The sequence below is a fragment of the Cellulosimicrobium composti genome (genome assembly GCF_010287905.1).
Taxonomy (GTDB): domain Bacteria; phylum Actinomycetota; class Actinomycetes; order Actinomycetales; family Cellulomonadaceae; genus Cellulosimicrobium; species Cellulosimicrobium composti.
In genome coordinates this window covers 90,147-105,572 of record NZ_JAAFAN010000007.1, presented here as the reverse complement: position 1 = coordinate 105,572, position 15,426 = coordinate 90,147, and the positions used below count along the sequence as shown (strand labels likewise).

At 76.2% G+C, this 15,426-nt stretch carries 13 protein-coding genes; 5 read left to right on the top strand and 8 right to left on the bottom strand.

The window, feature by feature from the left end; genetic code table 11:
* Positions 1–457 precede the first annotated feature (457 nt).
* Positions 458–1,456, bottom strand: a complete 999-nt coding sequence (locus GYH36_RS03605; protein WP_162289128.1) for a helix-turn-helix transcriptional regulator — start codon at positions 1,454–1,456, stop codon at positions 458–460.
* A gap of 91 nt (positions 1,457–1,547) precedes the next feature.
* Here GYH36_RS03605 and GYH36_RS03600 point away from each other — a divergent pair, with 91 nt between their 5' ends.
* Together GYH36_RS03600 and GYH36_RS03595 are read left to right on the top strand one after the other, a co-directional pair.
* Complete coding sequence (locus GYH36_RS03600) at positions 1,548–2,636, top strand: ATP-binding cassette domain-containing protein (protein WP_162289127.1); 1,089 nt, start codon at positions 1,548–1,550, stop codon at positions 2,634–2,636.
* Positions 2,633–3,481, top strand: coding sequence for an ABC transporter permease (locus tag GYH36_RS03595; RefSeq protein ID WP_024842067.1), 849 nt, complete (start codon positions 2,633–2,635; stop codon positions 3,479–3,481). The genes GYH36_RS03600 and GYH36_RS03595 overlap by 4 nt, the downstream gene beginning before the upstream one ends.
* Positions 3,482–3,494: 13 nt before the next feature.
* On the opposite strand, the gene GYH36_RS03590 is transcribed toward GYH36_RS03595, so the two are convergent.
* The 3 genes from GYH36_RS03590 to GYH36_RS03580 form a co-directional block, all read right to left on the bottom strand.
* Complete coding sequence (locus GYH36_RS03590; RefSeq protein WP_162289126.1) at positions 3,495–4,133, bottom strand: aspartate/glutamate racemase family protein; 639 nt, start codon at positions 4,131–4,133, stop codon at positions 3,495–3,497.
* Positions 4,134–4,197: 64 nt separating this feature from the next.
* Complete coding sequence (locus GYH36_RS03585) at positions 4,198–5,658, bottom strand: restriction system modified-DNA reader domain-containing protein (RefSeq protein ID WP_162289125.1); 1,461 nt, start codon at positions 5,656–5,658, stop codon at positions 4,198–4,200.
* A gap of 161 nt (positions 5,659–5,819) precedes the next feature.
* On the bottom strand, positions 5,820–6,140 hold the full coding sequence (locus tag GYH36_RS03580; RefSeq protein WP_024842064.1) for an MTH1187 family thiamine-binding protein: 321 nt from the start codon (positions 6,138–6,140) through the stop codon (positions 5,820–5,822).
* 93 nt (positions 6,141–6,233) lie between these two features.
* Between GYH36_RS03580 and cofD the strand changes: the two genes are divergently transcribed.
* Together cofD and GYH36_RS03570 are read left to right on the top strand one after the other, a co-directional pair.
* Positions 6,234–7,187, top strand: a complete 954-nt coding sequence (gene cofD / locus GYH36_RS03575) for a 2-phospho-L-lactate transferase (protein ID WP_115943785.1) — start codon at positions 6,234–6,236, stop codon at positions 7,185–7,187.
* Positions 7,180–8,037: a CofC family guanylyltransferase gene (locus GYH36_RS03570; RefSeq protein ID WP_312028487.1), complete on the top strand. Its 858-nt coding sequence runs from the start codon at positions 7,180–7,182 to the stop codon at positions 8,035–8,037. The genes cofD and GYH36_RS03570 overlap by 8 nt, the downstream gene beginning before the upstream one ends.
* A gap of 27 nt (positions 8,038–8,064) precedes the next feature.
* Here the strand turns inward: GYH36_RS03570 and GYH36_RS03565 are convergent, their stop codons facing one another.
* From GYH36_RS03565 to GYH36_RS03555, 3 genes are all read right to left on the bottom strand, one after another.
* Entirely contained in the window at positions 8,065–8,805 is a 741-nt protein-coding gene (locus GYH36_RS03565) for a hypothetical protein (protein ID WP_024842061.1), read from the bottom strand.
* Positions 8,802–9,419, bottom strand: a complete 618-nt coding sequence (locus GYH36_RS03560; protein WP_162289124.1) for a nitroreductase family protein — start codon at positions 9,417–9,419, stop codon at positions 8,802–8,804. Before GYH36_RS03560 ends, GYH36_RS03565 begins: the two co-directional genes overlap by 4 nt.
* 117 nt (positions 9,420–9,536) lie before the next feature.
* A complete protein-coding gene (locus tag GYH36_RS03555; RefSeq protein ID WP_162289123.1) occupies positions 9,537–10,520 on the bottom strand; it encodes an aldo/keto reductase in 984 nt (327 codons plus the stop codon).
* A gap of 110 nt (positions 10,521–10,630) precedes the next feature.
* Here GYH36_RS03555 and pdxR point away from each other — a divergent pair, with 110 nt between their 5' ends.
* On the top strand, positions 10,631–12,256 hold the full coding sequence (gene pdxR, locus GYH36_RS03550) for a MocR-like pyridoxine biosynthesis transcription factor PdxR (protein WP_162289122.1): 1,626 nt from the start codon (positions 10,631–10,633) through the stop codon (positions 12,254–12,256).
* A gap of 10 nt (positions 12,257–12,266) precedes the next feature.
* On the opposite strand, the gene GYH36_RS03545 is transcribed toward pdxR, so the two are convergent.
* Complete coding sequence (locus GYH36_RS03545; RefSeq protein WP_162289134.1) at positions 12,267–15,185, bottom strand: FAD-binding and (Fe-S)-binding domain-containing protein; 2,919 nt, start codon at positions 15,183–15,185, stop codon at positions 12,267–12,269.
* Positions 15,186–15,426: the final 241 nt, after the last annotated feature.

Here is a 15,426-nt window from a genome sequence, read left to right as displayed (position 1 = left end):
AGCCATGCCACAGGGACAAAAAATTTGGCATTGACTAACAAGCACACTGTTGAGTTCTCAAACAACCGACACACACCGCCTCCGACCTCGTTCCCGAGGCCCTTGCGCGGGGCGTTTCCTTCGTTCTGAATCCTACCAGACCCGGCCGTTCTTCACGGACCGGCCAATACCGGAGATCCGTTCAGAAATGTACCTGATCCAGAAGCCCCCACTCTCTTCACGGCGCAGCACTGTGCTCCGAGAAACTGGTGGGAGTTCCGCCCGGGGGACCAGCCACTTCGCGTCTGCTCCGAAGAGCTGCGCCGTGGTGTCTGTTCCTCCCTGCCGGGCGACCTCGAGAACATTACGGGGTCCGGCGCCGAGAGGTCAACCCGCTGCGCCGTGACCCGGGCCACTCCCCGCGGCTCCGGTCCGGCTCCCGGGGGAAGCACGCGCCCCGACGTGGCTGCCGTGCGTCTCACGTGGTCCTCGCGGTGCGCCCTGCCGCCGCCGCGCCGGCGCGCGCCGCGAGCTGCGCGACCGCCGCGCGGAGCTCGTCCGGCCCGACGACGGTGAACGGCGCGTCGAAGATGCCGAACCAGGCCGCGAGCCCGCCCCATGACCACGAGCTCGCCGTGAGGCGGCTGCGCCCCTCCCCCACGGCCTCGACGAGCGCGCCCGCACCGACCCACCCTGCGACCTCGGACGCGTCGCGCTCGAGCTCGACGGTCCCCCGCGCGGGGAGCTCGGGCCGCGCGAAGCGCTCGGCGACGAAGGTCGCGACGTCGGGAGCCGGCAGGTCGCGCCGCTCGAACCGCGCGCCGACCCCCGTCCGCGGCGCCATGCGGTCCGCGCGGAACGTGCGCCAGTCCTCCCGGTCGAGGTCCCACGCGACGAGGTACCACCGGCCTCCCCAGGTGACGAGGTGGTGCGGCTCGACGCGCCGCGGCGCACGGAACTCCTGCCCCGCGGGGGCGCGCAGGACCTCGCCGGAGCCACCCTCGTAGTCGAACCGGAGCACGCGACGCTCGCGCACGGCCGTCCCGACCTCCACGAGCACGTCGGGTCGCACCGCGGGCAGGGACTGCTCCCGCCGCCCGGGGACGGCCGTCACCTCCAGCGCGTCGACGCGCGTGCGCAGCCGCGCCGGCATGACCTGCCGGATCGTCGCGAGAGCCCGCGCCGCCGCCTCCTCGACACCGGGCAGCGTCGCGGTGCGCAGCGCGATCGTGACGGCGACCGCCTGCTCGTCGTCGAAGAGCAGGGGCGGGACGTCCGCGCCCGCGTCGAGGCGGTAGCCGCCGTCGGGGCCCTTCGTCGCGCGGACCGGGTAGCCGAGCTCGCGCAGACGGTCCACGTCGCGCCGCACGGTGCGCGGGCTCACGTCGAGGCGCTCGGCGAGCGCCGTGCCGGGCCAGTCGCGGCGCGCCTGGAGGAGGGAGAGGAGCCGGAGCAGCCGTCCGGAGGTCTCGAGCATGTCCTCAGGGTCGCACGCGGTAGAGGACAGGACCTGACCTCTACTGCTGGCAGCGTCGTCCTCGAGGCACGAACCACACCGAGGAGGACCCGTGATCCGGACCAGAGCACTGACCAAGGACTTCGCCGTCGGGCGCGACGAGAGCCGCACGGTGCACGCCGTGCGCGGCATCGACCTCGACGTGGCGCCGGGCGAGCTCGTCGCCGTCCTCGGCCCCAACGGCGCCGGCAAGACGACCACGCTCCGGATGCTCACCACGCTGATCCGCCCCACGTCCGGCACGGCGACCGTCGCCGGGCACGACGTCGTCGCGGAGCCCGACGCCGTCCGGCACCGCATCGGCTACGTCGGGCAGGGCAACGGCGCGGGCCACGCCCAGCACGTCGTCGACGAGCTCACGAGCCAGGGCCGCATCTACGGGCTCGACCGTCGCACCGCACGGCGCCGGGCGGACGAGCTGCTCGAGTCGCTCCAGCTCGACGCGCAGCGCACGCGCAAGGTGTCCGACCTCTCGGGCGGGCAGCGCCGGCGGCTCGACGTCGCGATGGGGCTCGTCCACGCGCCGTCGCTCCTGTTCCTCGACGAGCCGTCGACGGGCCTGGACCCGCACAACCGCGCGAACCTGTGGGACCACGTCCTGCGCATGCGCGAGGACGCGGTCGCCGCGACGGGCGAGCCCATGACGATCGTCCTCACGACCCACTACCTCGACGAGGCGGACACGATGGCCGAGCGCGTCGTCGTCGTCGACCACGGGCAGGTCATCGCGGACGACACCGCGGAGAGCCTCAAGGCCGACCTCGCGGGCGACCGCGTCGTGGTGACCGTCGCCCCGGGCGCCGAGCACGACGCCGCGTCCCACCTCGCGGACGTCGCCCGCCGCGTCGAGGGGTTCCGCGAGGTGACCCGGACTCCCGTGGCGGGCGGCGGCGTCGGGCACGGCGCGGGCGCGGTCACGCTCGACGTACGGGCAGAGCGCGGCGACGCCTACCTCCCCCGCCTCCTGCGCGCCGCGGACACCGCCGGCGTCCTCGTCGAGGCCGCGCAGGTGCACCGGCCGACCCTCGACGACGTGTTCCTCGCGCTCACCGGCCGCAGCCTGCGCGAGGCCGGCGCCCCCGACGCGGACGCCGCCGACAGCACCGCCCCCGCCCCGACCGCCGAGAGGACCGCAGCATGAGCGCCGTCGACACCACCACCCCCGCCCGTCCCCGCACGTCCCCGGCCGTCGCGCCCCGGCGCGGCCCCGGCGCCCTGGCGCGCGACACGGGCATCGTCCTCGTGCGCGAGCTGCGGCCCGTCGTGCGGGACCCGTTCTCCGTGCTGTTCGGGCTCGTGCAGCCCGTCGTGTTCCTCGCCCTGTTCGGGCCCCTGCTCGTCGGGTCGCTCGGCGGCACGACGACCGGCCAGGACGTGCTCGGCGGGAACGTCTGGCAGTGGTTCGTCCCGTCGATCCTCGTCATGACGACGCTCTTCGGGACGTCCACGACGGGCGCGAACCTCCTGTTCGAGCTCCAGACGGGCGCGCACGAGCGCATGCTCGTCGCGCCGCTGTCGCGGTCGTCGCTCCTCGTGGGCCGCGCGCTCAAGGAGATGGTGCCGATCGTCGCGCAGTCGGTCGTCGTCGTCCTCGTCATGCTGCCGTTCGGGTTCGCGCTGCACCCCGCGGGCGCCGTCGTCGGGCTCGCGCTGCTCGCCGTCTTCGGCGTCGGCATCGGGTCGCTCAGCTACGCGCTCGCGCTCGCCGTGCGCAAGCAGGACTGGATGTTCTGGGTCGTGCAGCAGACGCTGATCTTCCCGCTCATGATCCTGTCCGGCATGCTCCTGCCCCTGGAGACCGGCCCGCGGTGGATGCAGGTCGCGTCGGACGTCAACCCGCTGCGCTACGTCGTGGACGCCGAGCGCGCGCTGTTCGCGGGCGACCTCGGCGCCGCGACCGTCGGGTGGGGCTGGGTGGCGGCCGTCGCGACGGCCGTCGTCGGGCTCGCCGTCGGGATCCGCACCATGGTGCGCTCGACGGACTGACCGACGACGCGCGTCAGGCCCGGGCCAGCTCGACGGCCCGGGCCACGGCGCTGCCCGGGCTCGTCAGGACGGGGATCGGGAGGTCGGCGAGGAGGTCTGCCGCCGGCGCCATGCTGGCCTGGGCGAGCACGACGACGTCCGCGCCCCGGCGCGAGACGGCGTCCCGCACCGCGTCCGCGACGCCCCGGTGGTACGCGCCCAGGTCGCCGGCCTCGAACGCGGACCACGCGTCCGCGCAGACCACGGGGTCGAGCTCGACGGTCGCGCGCTCGCGCCGGGCGACCTCGCGGAGGAGCTCCGTCGTCGGGCCGAGCGTCGAGGCGAGCGCCACGACGACGGTGACCCGGCCGCCGTCGCGCACCGCCGCCTCGGCGAGCGGCCTGTCCACGCGGACCACCGGCACCCCGAGCCCACCGACCTGCTCCGAGACCGGTCCGAGCGTGGAGCACGTGCACACCACGACCGACGCGGCCGCCGCGGCGAGCGCCTCCACGTGAGCGCGCACCCGACCCGCGACCGGCGCGCCCGCGCGGGCGTCGTCGAGGAGCGGCGCGTCCACCCGGTGCACGTGCCCCTCCCCCGGCGCGACCTCGTCGACGAGCGCACCGAACGACGCGACGTGGACGTCCGCCGTGTGCAGGAACCCGATCATGCCTCGCCCCCGGGCGTCGTCGTGCGCCGTCGGACGGGCGGCTTCGCCGGGCTCCGTCGCCGGGTCAGGCGTGGTGCTCGCGGAACGCGTCGGTGAGGGTCGGGCCGTCGTCGGCGCCGAGGCGCCACACGCTCCAGCCGTCGGCGGTGTGCGTCCCGGACACCGCCACGGCCGCGAGGTCGGGATGGCGGTAGCGGGCGCCGTCGGACAGCTCGATGAAGCCGTCGGGCTGGAGGACCGCCTCGAAGCGCTGGCCGCGGCGCGGGCGCGACCACACGAGCTGGCGGGGCGTGCCGAGGGTCCGCGCGAGCGCCACCAGGTCCGGGTCGTCGTCGGGGCCGAGCGCCACGTCCGCGGGCGGCGGAGGCGGCACGGGGACGACGTCGCGACCCGCGGGCGCGGGCTCGGGCGCGAGGTCCGCCGGCGGGTGGTACGACAGCGGGTCGTACGGGCGCTCGCGCGACGGGCTGCGCTGCTCGCCGTACTCGTGCGTGAGGTACGACTCGCGCGTCCTGATCGACTCCCGAGTGCGGATCGACTCGCGCGTGAGGATCGACGTGCGCGGCGCGGGCGGCTCGTCGCCCGCCTCGACGGGGCGGCGGTCCGCCCAGCCCGTCGCGGCCGGCTCGGGCACGGACCGGGACGTCAGCGGGTCGTCGAGCGGCACGAAGTCGAGCACCGGGGGCTCCGCCCGCGGCGTCTCGACCGGCGCTGCGGGCTCGCCGAGCGCGGCGAGCGGGCCGGTCTCGTCGGCGGACGTCGGGGCGATGCCGTACGTGGTGCGCGGCTCGAGCTCGGCGGCGGCCCGGCGGCGCTCCGCCCGGGACCTCGCGGCCTGCCGCGTCACCACGGGAAACTTGCCGGTCAGGGCACGGCCCACGGCGACGCCGTCCGCGAAGTCGGAGCCGGGGGCGACGGCACGGCCGCGCGGGGGCTCGGGCGCCGCGGGCGGCGCCGGGTTGTCCCGCGTCATCGCGAGCGGCGACACGTCGACGAAGCGGCGGCCGTCGGCGCCGTGCACGACGCCGAGGCGCAGGACCGCGACCGGCGAGCCGGGCTGGCGCAGGAAGTCGAGCGCGTCCTGGATGCCGGGCGCGGCGCTCGAGCAGATGACGATGAGGCGGGCGCCCGTCGCGCGGGCCGTGGCCTGCGAGCGCGTGAGGGGCACGTTGTCGTAGAACGCGGCGACGTCCTGCTGGAAGCGCGAGGCGCCGCCCGTGTAGCGCGCGGCGAGCTCGGCGCGCGTGAGGCGCCCGGCGCGGCCCGCGTGGTTGAGCGCCGCGGTCAGGGCCTCCTCGGTGAGCTCGGCCGTGACCTCGATGACCACGGGGAGACCCGCGGCGTCCAGCGCGAGGAGGTGCGGCTCGTCGTCGGACGTGCCCTGCGCGACGGGGAAGATCTGCTCGCCCAGCAGCCCCTCGAGGTTGCCGTCCACGACGCGCTGCGCGTCGGTCCCGAAGGCTCCTGCCGGCTGGGGCGGCTGGACCAGTACGGGACGCTCGGCGTCCACCTCGAAGAGGGGCATCGGGGGATCTCCTGCAGCAGCGGAACGCGACCGGGGCGGGGGCGTATGCGCCATAGCCTACGTCGCCGGTCAAGTCCCTCGAACCCGGTCGAACCGTCCTCTCGCGCCCCGCGGGAGAGGACGCGACGGGCAGTGCCCGACGGCCCCGGCGACGCCGCAGGTCAGGCGTGCCCGGTCTCCTCGGACTCGGCCGCGAGCCGCTCCTCGACGCGCTCGACCTTGCCCGTGAGCTCGCCCGAGCGGCCCGGACGGATGTCCGCCTTGATGACGAGCGACACGCGGTGCCCGCCCGCCCCCACGGCCTCGGTGGCGCGCTGGATGACGGGCATGACGGCGTCCCAGTCGCCCTCGATCTCGGTGAACATCGCCGTCGTGCGGTTGGGCAGACCCGACTCGCGGACGATGCGGACGGCCTCGGCGACGGAGTCCGCGACGGACTCGCCGGCACCGAGCGGAGCGACGGAGAAGGCGAAGACGGCCATGAGGCCATCGTGGCACGACCGCGGCCCGGACCGGGCCGCGAGCGCCACCCGGTCCTCGCGGGGACCGGGCGGCCCCGACGTAGGCTCGTGGCCGTGACAGCAGAACACCGCAGCGACCGCGTGACCGTGCTCGCGGGAGGCGTCGGCGGGGCCCGCCTCGCGCACGGCCTGGACCTCGCGGGGGCCGACCTCACGGTCGTCGTCAACGTGGCGGACGACGTCGAGCTGCACGGGCTGTGGATCTCGCCCGACCTCGACACCGTGACGTACACGCTCGCCGGGCTCGCGGACGAGGAGCGCGGCTGGGGCGTCGTCGGCGAGACGTACGCGGCACTCGACGCGATGGGCCGGCTCGGCGAGGACACGTGGTTCACGCTCGGCGACCGCGACCTCGCGACGCACGTCGTGCGCACGGCCCGGCTGCGCGCGGGGGCGTCGCTCAGCGACGTGACGGCGCAGCTCACGGCCGCGCTCGGCGTCCGGGCGCGCGTGCTGCCCGTGACGGACGACCGCGTCGCGACGCTCGTCGACACGCCCGCGGGGCGCCTCGGGTTCCAGGAGTACTTCGTGGGGCGGCGGCACGCGGACGACGTGCTGGGCCTCGTCTACGACGGCATCGACGCCGCGCGGCCCGCGCCCGGCGTGCTCGACGCGGTGACGGACGCCGACGTCGTGGTGGTCGCGCCGTCGAACCCGTTCCTCTCCGTCGAGCCCGTGCTCGGCGTCGCGGGCGTGCGCGAGGCTCTCGCCGGGACGACCGCGCGGCGCGTCGCGGTGAGCCCCATCGTCGGCGGCCGCGCGATCAAGGGTCCGGCGGCGCAGATCCTCACGACGCTCGGCCACGAGGTCTCGGCGCTCGGGGTCGCGCGCCTGTACGTCGGGCTCGTCGACGTCATGGTGATCGACGACCACGACGCGCACCTCGCCGACGCCGTGCGGGCGCTGGGGATGGACGTCGTCGTGACGGACACCGTCATGGGCGGCGCGCCGGGCCGCGAGCGCCTCGCGCGCGAGGTGCTGCGGGCGGGCGGGGCGTCACGTGGCTGACGCCGGACCCGCACCGCAGACCGGCCCCGTGCCCGACGACGCCCCTCGCCCGGGCGGGTCGGCGCGCCCGGGGCGCGTGGTCGCCGTCGTGCCGCTGCGCGACGGGTCGTCGGGCAAGTCGCGGCTCGCGCACGCGCTCGACCCCGCGTCCCGCAGCCGCCTCGTCGCGGTGCTCGCTCGGCACGTGGTGGGGACGCTGCTCGCGAGCCCGGGCGTGGAGCGTGTGGTCGTCGTGACGTCGGACCCGCGGTTCACCTGGCGCGCGCTGCGCGACGTCGTGGTGGACGCCGGCGCCGGGGCGGGTGACGACGGGCTCCCCCTGCTCACCGAGGACGCGGACCGGCTGCGGATCGTGCTGCAGCCCGCGGACCGCCCCGGGCTGGACGCGGCGGTGGACGTCGGGCGGGAGATCGCGACGCAGGACGGCTCGGCGCGGCTGCTCGTGGCGCACGCCGACCTGCCCGCGCTGACGACCGCCGACGTCGGGGCGCTCCTCGCCGAGGACGCCCCCGTCGTCGTCGCGACGGACCGCCTGGGCTCCGGCACGAACCTGCTCGCTCTCGACCCCCCGGCTTCCGCGCCGTCGAGCACGGGGTTGCTGTCGGAGAGCGGCTCAGAACGACAGGAACTCCGTGCTCGACGGGAGGCGGGGTTCCGGTTCCGGTTCGGGCCGCACAGCCGGGCGGCCCACGTCGCGGAGGCCGAGCGGCTCGGCCTGCGGGCCGTCGTCGTGCAGCGCCCGGGCACGGCGGTCGACCTCGACACCGTGGACGACTGGGGCGAGCTGCCCGCGGACGTGCGCGCCGCCGTCGGGCTGCACGTCCCGGCCCTGCGCGACCACGACGCCTGACGGACGCGCCTCGCCGGCGCGCGCCGGCTACGAAAGCCAGACGCCGGGCTCCTCGACGGGCGCGACGAGTCCGACGCGCACGTCCTCCAGGAGGCCCTTCCACGCGGCCTCGTCGAGCGATCCCACGCAGTCGAGGACGATCACGACCGACTGTGTCGACCTCTCGCCGCCGAAGGTCGGCACGCTCACGACCCGGGCCGCACCACGGACGTGGACGTCACCGCGCGCGGTGGTCACTGTCCAGCTCTGCACGACGCCGTTCACCCCGTGGAGGCGGACGCCGTCCCCTCCGAGCGGGAGCAGGACGTCGCCCGGCACGCCGACCGGGTCGGCGCCGTCCTCGGCCGCGACCTGCTCGAGCAGGCCGACGGACGCCTCTCGTGGGGTCGTCGTCGGCGCGTCGGTGCCGACGGCGCCGCGCCACGACTGCACGCACGCTCCCGTCCCGGCGACCACCTGCCACCCCGGGCGCGGGACGAGCGGGGCGGCGGTCGGAAGGTCGGCGAGGCTGCGGACCTCGGGAGGGGGAGGGCCGTCCGGCGCAGCGGGCGTCGTGCGGTCCGACTCACCCGGCGTCGCGCCCGGCGAGGTCTCGTCACCGGACGCGTCGGGCGTGCCGTCCGTTCCTCGCGCGGGAGGAGCGGCGTCCGCCGTGCTCGTCGCCGTCGTCGCGTCGCCGGTCGGCTCGGGCGCCGGGCCTGCGGTGCAGGCGGCGGTCGCGAGCACGACGAGAAGGACGGCCGTCGGCAGCGCGGCGCGGGCGCTCACGAGCGGTCGGCCCAGCGGCCGCGGTGCACGACGTCGTCGAGCGGCTTGCGCGCACGACGGCGCGGCGAGCCCGTGGTCGCCCCGTCGGCGGGGTGCCCGACGGCGACGACCCCGGTCGGCGCGTACGCGTCGGGGACGCCGAACGCCGCGCGCAGCCGCGCGACCTCGCCCGGCGCGACGCCGAAGAAGCACGCGCCGAGCCCGTGGTCGACGGCGGTCTGGAGCATGAGGAGGGCGGCCATCCCCGCGTCGACGTGCCAGTACGGCACGGCCCAGCGGCTCTCGTCGCGGTCCGCCCATCCTTTGTCGTCCTCCGCGTACCGGTCGAGGTAGACGTCCTTCGACGTGAGGACCACGACGAGCACGGGCGCGGTGCGCATCCCGGCGAGCCACGCGCTCATGCTGCGCTCGGGCTGCTCGGGCGAGGTCGCGGCCCAGAAGCGCGCGACGTCGTCGGGCTCGGTGAGCACGAGGAACGACCACCCCTGCGCGAACCCCGCGCTCGGCGCGCGGACCGCGTTGCGCACGAGCCGGTCGACCGCCTCCGGCGCGACGGGCTCGTCGGTGAACCGGCGCACCATGCGCCGGCGTCGGACGACGTCCTGGAACTCCACGGGGCCCCCTCGGCACGTCGGGCAGCAGGTCCCCGCACCCTACCCGGCGACGCGGTCGGCCCGGCTCGACGCCGTGGCGCCGGGCCGGGCGGGACGCGTCACGGCCCGGTCGCGGGCTCAGGCCGCGTCGAGGCGTGCGCGCAGCTCCGGGTCGAGGTCGAGGTCGGCCGCGCCGAGGAGCTCGTCGAGCTGCTCGACCGTGCTCGGCCCGATGATCGGGATCACCGGGTGCTCACCGCCGAGGAGCCACGCGAGCACGACCTGGTTGGGCGTCGCGCCGAGCTCGCCCGCGACGTCGTGCAGGAGCCGGACGCGCTCGCGCGTGGTGGGGTGGTCGAACCCGTCCCACAGCGGCTTGTCGCGGCGCACGTACGCGCCCTGGAGGATCGGCGAGTACGCGGTGACGGCGAGCGGGGGCCGCCCGTCGACGCCCGTGGACGCCGCGTAGTCGAGCAGCTCGTACGACGCCCAGTTGTGCCGGCCCGGCTCGGGCGTCGGGTACGCGTAGGTGTAGTTCTGCTGGACGAGCCCGTAGGGCGCGACGCCCTGGCGCTGGGCCTTCTCGCGCGCCTCGACGACGCGCCACAGCGCGACGTTCGAGATGCCGGTGATCCCGACGACGCCCTCCGCCTGGAGCTTGCCGAACGCGCCGACGGTCTCGGCGATCGGCGTCTCGAGGTCGTCCACGTGCCCGTAGAGCACGTCGAGGTGGTCGACGCCGAGGTGGCGCAGGCTCTCGTGCGCCTCGTACCCGACGACGTCCGCCCCGAGGCCCTGGAAGTTCGTCGGCGGCGTGTTCGACAGCGGGAGCGCCGGGTCCTTCTTGGCGGCGCCGAGCTTGGTCGCGAGGCGGACGTCGTCGCGCGCGCCCCGGCTCGCGAGCCAGCGGCCGAGCAGGTCCTCGCTGTCGCGGCCGTGGCCCCCGGCCCAGGCGCTGTAGTTGTTCGCCGTGTCGAGGAACGTGCCGCCCGCCTCGCGGTAGCGGTCGAGGATCGCGAACGACGTCTCCTCGTCGACGAGCGTGCCCATGTTCATGGTGCCGAGGCAGAGGGTCGACACGTCGAACGAGGTGCGCCCGTCGCCGATGGTGCGGTACCGCATGGTGGTCTCCCTGGGTCTGTCGGTGGTCCGAGCGGTCCGTGGTGGACCCGTGGTCTCGGTGACGTGCTCCACGCTAGGGACGCATCGGCACGGGTGTACGGTCCGATGCCATGGCCGCGGACCAGACCAATTCCTCCCGGACGGCGCCTCCGGGGACGACGGCGGCGCTCGCCTGGGAGGCCCTGCTCGACCTGGGGGCGGGGCCGGGGTCGCGCGTCGAGCGGCTCGAGCGCGCGGTCCGCGACGCCGTGCACGCCGGCCGCGTCCCCGTCGGCGCGGCGCTCCCCCCGAGCCGACAGCTCGCCGAGTCGCTCGGGGTGTCGAGGTGGGTCGTCACCGAGGCGTACGGCCAGCTCGTCGCCGAGGGCTTCCTCGAGGCGCGCACCGGCTCCGCGACCCGCGTCTCCGCCGCAGCCGGCGCCCGATCGACGAGCCCGAGGGGAACGAGCGCGCTGGGCGAGCGGCCCACGAGCCCGGCGGGAACGACGGTGCGCGCGGGTCGTGGCGGGCCTGGCGGGAGCCGCGAGGAACGAGCGGCGGATGGTAGACCCGCGCGCGCCGTCGTGGACGCCGGGCGGACCGACACCGGCAGGACCCACGCCGCGCGCGCCCGGTTCGACCTCGCCCCGGGCGTGCCCGACCTGCGCCACGTCCCGCGCGACGCGTGGCTCCGCGCGGCCCGCGACGTGCTGAGCACCGCGACCGGGACGGCGACGAACGACGACCTCGGGCCGCAGCCCGCCGCCGGGCACCCGCACGCGCGGTCCGTCGTGGCGGGCCACCTGCGCCGGGCGCGCGTCGTCGCCGGGCGGGACGACGCCGTCGTGCTGACGCGCGGCGCGACCGACGGCATGGCGCACGTCGCCGCGGCGCTCGTCGCGGCCGGCCACACGCACCTGCTCGTCGAGGACCCCGGCTGGTCCGTGCTGCGCGACGTCGCGGCGCGCGCCGGGCTCACGCCCGTGCCCGTGCCGGTCGACGACGCCGGCGCCGACGTCGACGCGCTCGTCGCCGCCTCCGCACGGACCGGGGCGCGGGCCGCGCTGCTCACCCCGGCGCACCAGTTCCCCACCGGCGCAGCCCTTGCGCCCGAGCGGCGCGAGGCGGTCGTCGCGTGGGCGCGCGCCGTCGACGGCCTCGTCGTCGAGGACGACTACGACGCCGAGTTCCGGTACGACCGCCGCCCCGTCGCCGCGCTGCAACAGCTCGACCCGGACCGCGTGCTGCTGCTCGGGTCGGTGAGCAAGACCATGAGCCCGGCGTTCGGCGTGGGGTGGACGGTCGTGCCCGCGCGCTGGCGAGAGGCCGTCGCGCGCGCGGGCGGCACGACGGCGGGCCCGTCCACGGTCGACCAGCTCGCCTTCGCGCGGCTCGTCTCCTCGGGCGGGTACGACCGGCACCTGCGCGCCGCGCGCGGGCGCTACCGCCGCCGTCGCGACGCCGTCCTCGCGGCCCTCGCGCGCGAGCTGCCCGGCGCCGCCGTCACCGGCATCGCGGCGGGGATGCACGCGCTGCTCGCCCTGCCCGGCACACCGGACGACCCGGCGCCCGACGCCGCGCACGTGGTGCGGGAGGCCGCGCGGCGCGACGTCACGGTCGCGGACCTGCGCCGCTACCAGGTGCGGCCCGCCGCACGCTCGACGACCCTCGTGCTCGGCTACGGCAACCTCGCCGACGCCCGCGTCGACGAGGCCGTCGCGCGCCTGGCCGACGCGGTGCGCGCCGCCCGCGGGTAGGTCGTCGGCGTCAGAGCCGCTCGGCGAGCAGCTCCGCGAGCGCCTTGCCCTGCACGCCGGCGAGGTCGTCGGCCTGGGTGCGGCACGAGAACCCGTCCGCGAGGTACACGTCGCCGGGGGCGGCGTCGCGCAGCGCGGGCAGCAGCGCGTTCTCCGCGACGGCGACCGACGTCTCGTAGTGGCCCTTCTGCATGCCGAAGTTGCCCGCGAGGCCGCAGCAGCCGGCGAGGACCTTGATCGTCGCGCCCGCGTCGCGCAGCAGCCGCTCGTCGGCGGCGAAGCCCATGACCGAGTGCTGGTGGCAGTGCGGCTGCACGACGGCGGTCACGTCCGAGAGGTCGGGCACGCGCCACCCGGACTCGCGGCCGGGCGCGGTGTCCACGGACGTGAGGAGCTCGGCGAGCGTGCGCGTCGCGGCGGAGACGGCGCGGGCGCGCGGGTCGTCGGGGAACAGGTCCACGAGGTCGGAGCGCAGCACGGCCGTGCACGACGGCTCGAGCCCGAGGATCGGGATGCCGTTCACGGCGTACGGGCCGAGGACGGACAGCAGGTTCTCCAGGCGCTTGCGCGCGCCGTCGAGCTGGCCCGTGCTGATCCACGTGAGACCGCAGCACGCCTCCTGCTCGGGCACGACGACGTCGTACCCGGCCGCGGTGAGCACCTTCACGGCCGCCTGGGGCACCCCGGGCGACATGTTGTCGCTGAACGAGTCGGTCCACAGGACGACCTTCGGCCGCTCGTCGCGCACCGGACGGCCGGGCTGCTGCCCGATGCGCAGGCCCGGCACGCCCTGGGTCGCGCCGCCGCGCCTCCACCAGGTGCGGAACGGCACCTCGGCGAACGTCGTCATCGAGCGGCGCGTGTCCATGCCGCCCGCCCACAGGACGGCCTTCGCGACCGGCCGGAACCCGAGGAGCTTGTTCGCCAGGCGCGGCATGCCCGTCGCGAGGCGGGCCCAGATCGGGAGCCACCCGAGCGAGTAGTGGTCGACCGGGCGCAGCCTGCCGCGGTAGGTCCGGTACAGCACCTCGGACTTGTACTGCGCCATGTCGACGCCCGCGGGGCAGTCGCTCGAGCACGCCTTGCAGGACAGGCACAGGTCGAGCGACTCGTGCACCTCGGGCGCCGCGAGCCCGCCGACGAGCGTGCCGTTCACGGCCTCCTGGAGCACGCGGGCACGGGCGCGCGTGACGTCCTTCTCGTCCTTCGTCGCCCGGTACGACGGGCACATGAACCCGCCCGCGGCGCTCGTGTCCGCGCGGCACTTGCCGACCCCGACGCAGCGGTGCACCGCCTGGGTCATGTCGCCGTGGTCGTGCGCGAACGAGAAGCCCTGGTAGCCCGCGCGGCGCGAGATCTTCGTGACCTTCGCGGGCGCGGCGGTGCTCGTGCCGGGCGTGCCGGGCGCCCCGACCGCGGACAGCAGCGGGTGCGCGTGCGGGCGGCGCAGGTCGTCGTCGATCGCGCGGGGCCGCACCACGACGCCGGGGTTCATGACGTCCTGCGGGTCGAACAGCGCCTTGAACCGCTCCATGAGCGCGATCGCCTCGGGGCTGTACATGACCGGGAGCAGCTCCGAGCGCGCGCGTCCGTCGCCGTGCTCGCCGGACAGCGACCCGCCGTGCTTCGCGACGAGCTCCGCCGCCTCGAGCATGAACGTGCGCAGCACCGAGCCCGACGCCTCCAGCGGGATGTCGATGCGCAGGTGCACGCACCCGTCGCCGAAGTGCCCGTACGGCAGGCCGTCGACGCCGTAGCGCGCCATGAGCGCGTCGAGGTCGCGCAGGTAGTCGCCGAGCCGCTCCGGCGGGACGGCGGAGTCCTCCCAGCCCGGCCACGCCTGCTCCCCGGCGGGCGTGCGCCCGGCGAGCCCCGCGCCGTCGGCCCGGATCTGCCACATCTTGGTGGCCTCCGGCCCCGCGGGCAGGATCATCGTGGCCTCGCTGCCCGACGCCGCGACGATCGCCTCCGCGTTCGCCATCGCCTCCTCGGGGGTCGCGCCCCCGACCTCGACCATGAGCCAGCCCGCGCCCGGTGGCAGCGGCGGGACGGACGCGTCGCCCTTGGCGCGGCGCACGACGTCGACGAGCCGCGCGTCGAGGCCCTCGACCGCGAGGGGGTCGAGGTCCAGGAAGGTCGGGACGTCGTCGGCCGCGGACGGCATGTCCGGGTAGCCGAGCACGACGAGCGTCGGCTTGGACGGGACGGGGACGAGGCGGACCGTGGCCCCGAGGATCGTCACGAGCGTGCCCTCGGTGCCGACGAGCGCCTTCGCGAGGTCCGACCCGTTCTCGGGCAGCAGGTGCTCCAGCGAGTACCCCGACACCTGGCGCCCGAACCGCCCGAACTCCGTGCGGATGAGCGCGAGGTTGTCGCGGACGAGGTCGGCGAGCCCGGGGACGGTCGCGAACGTCGGGTCGCCCTTGCCGGCGGTGAAACGGCGCCCGCGCCCGTCGACGACGTCGAGCTCGATCACGTTGTCGACCGTGCGCCCGTAGGCGACGGCGTGCGGGCCGCACGCGTTGTTGCCGATCATGCCGCCGAGCGTCGCGCGGTTCTGCGTCGACGGGTCCGGGCCGAACCGCAGCCCGTGCGGCGCCGCCTCCTGCTGCAGCGCGGACATGACGACGCCCGGCTCGATGCGCGCCGTGCGCGCCTCGGGGTCGACGTCGAGCACGCGGTTCAGGTGCTGCGTGAAGTCGAGCACGGCGCCCGGGCCGATCGAGTTCCCGGCGACCGACGTGCCCGCGCCGCGCGCGGTGACCGGCACCTCGAGCTCGCGCAGCACGTCGAGCGCGGCGACGACGTCGTCCGCGTCCCGCGGGTACACCACGGCCTCCGGGACGACGCGGTAGTTCGACGCGTCCGTCGAGTACTCGGCCCGGCGCCGGGTCGCGGTGTCGACCGTGCCGCGCACGACCGTCCGCAGCGCCTCGGCGAGGGCCGTGCGCGCGACGTCGGCGGCACGCTCGGCCTCGCGGAGGGCGGCCTCGCGCTCCGCCTCCGGCGACGTCGTCGCGCGGGAGCCGGACCGCCGCGAGCCGTTCCCGTCGCGGTGCGGGGCGGGGGTCGTGGTGGCGTCGATCTCAGCGGACACGTCGCGATTGTCGCACCCTCGCGCCCGGACCCTCGGGTCCGTCCGCCGTTGCCGCCCGCCGACCATGCGGTCG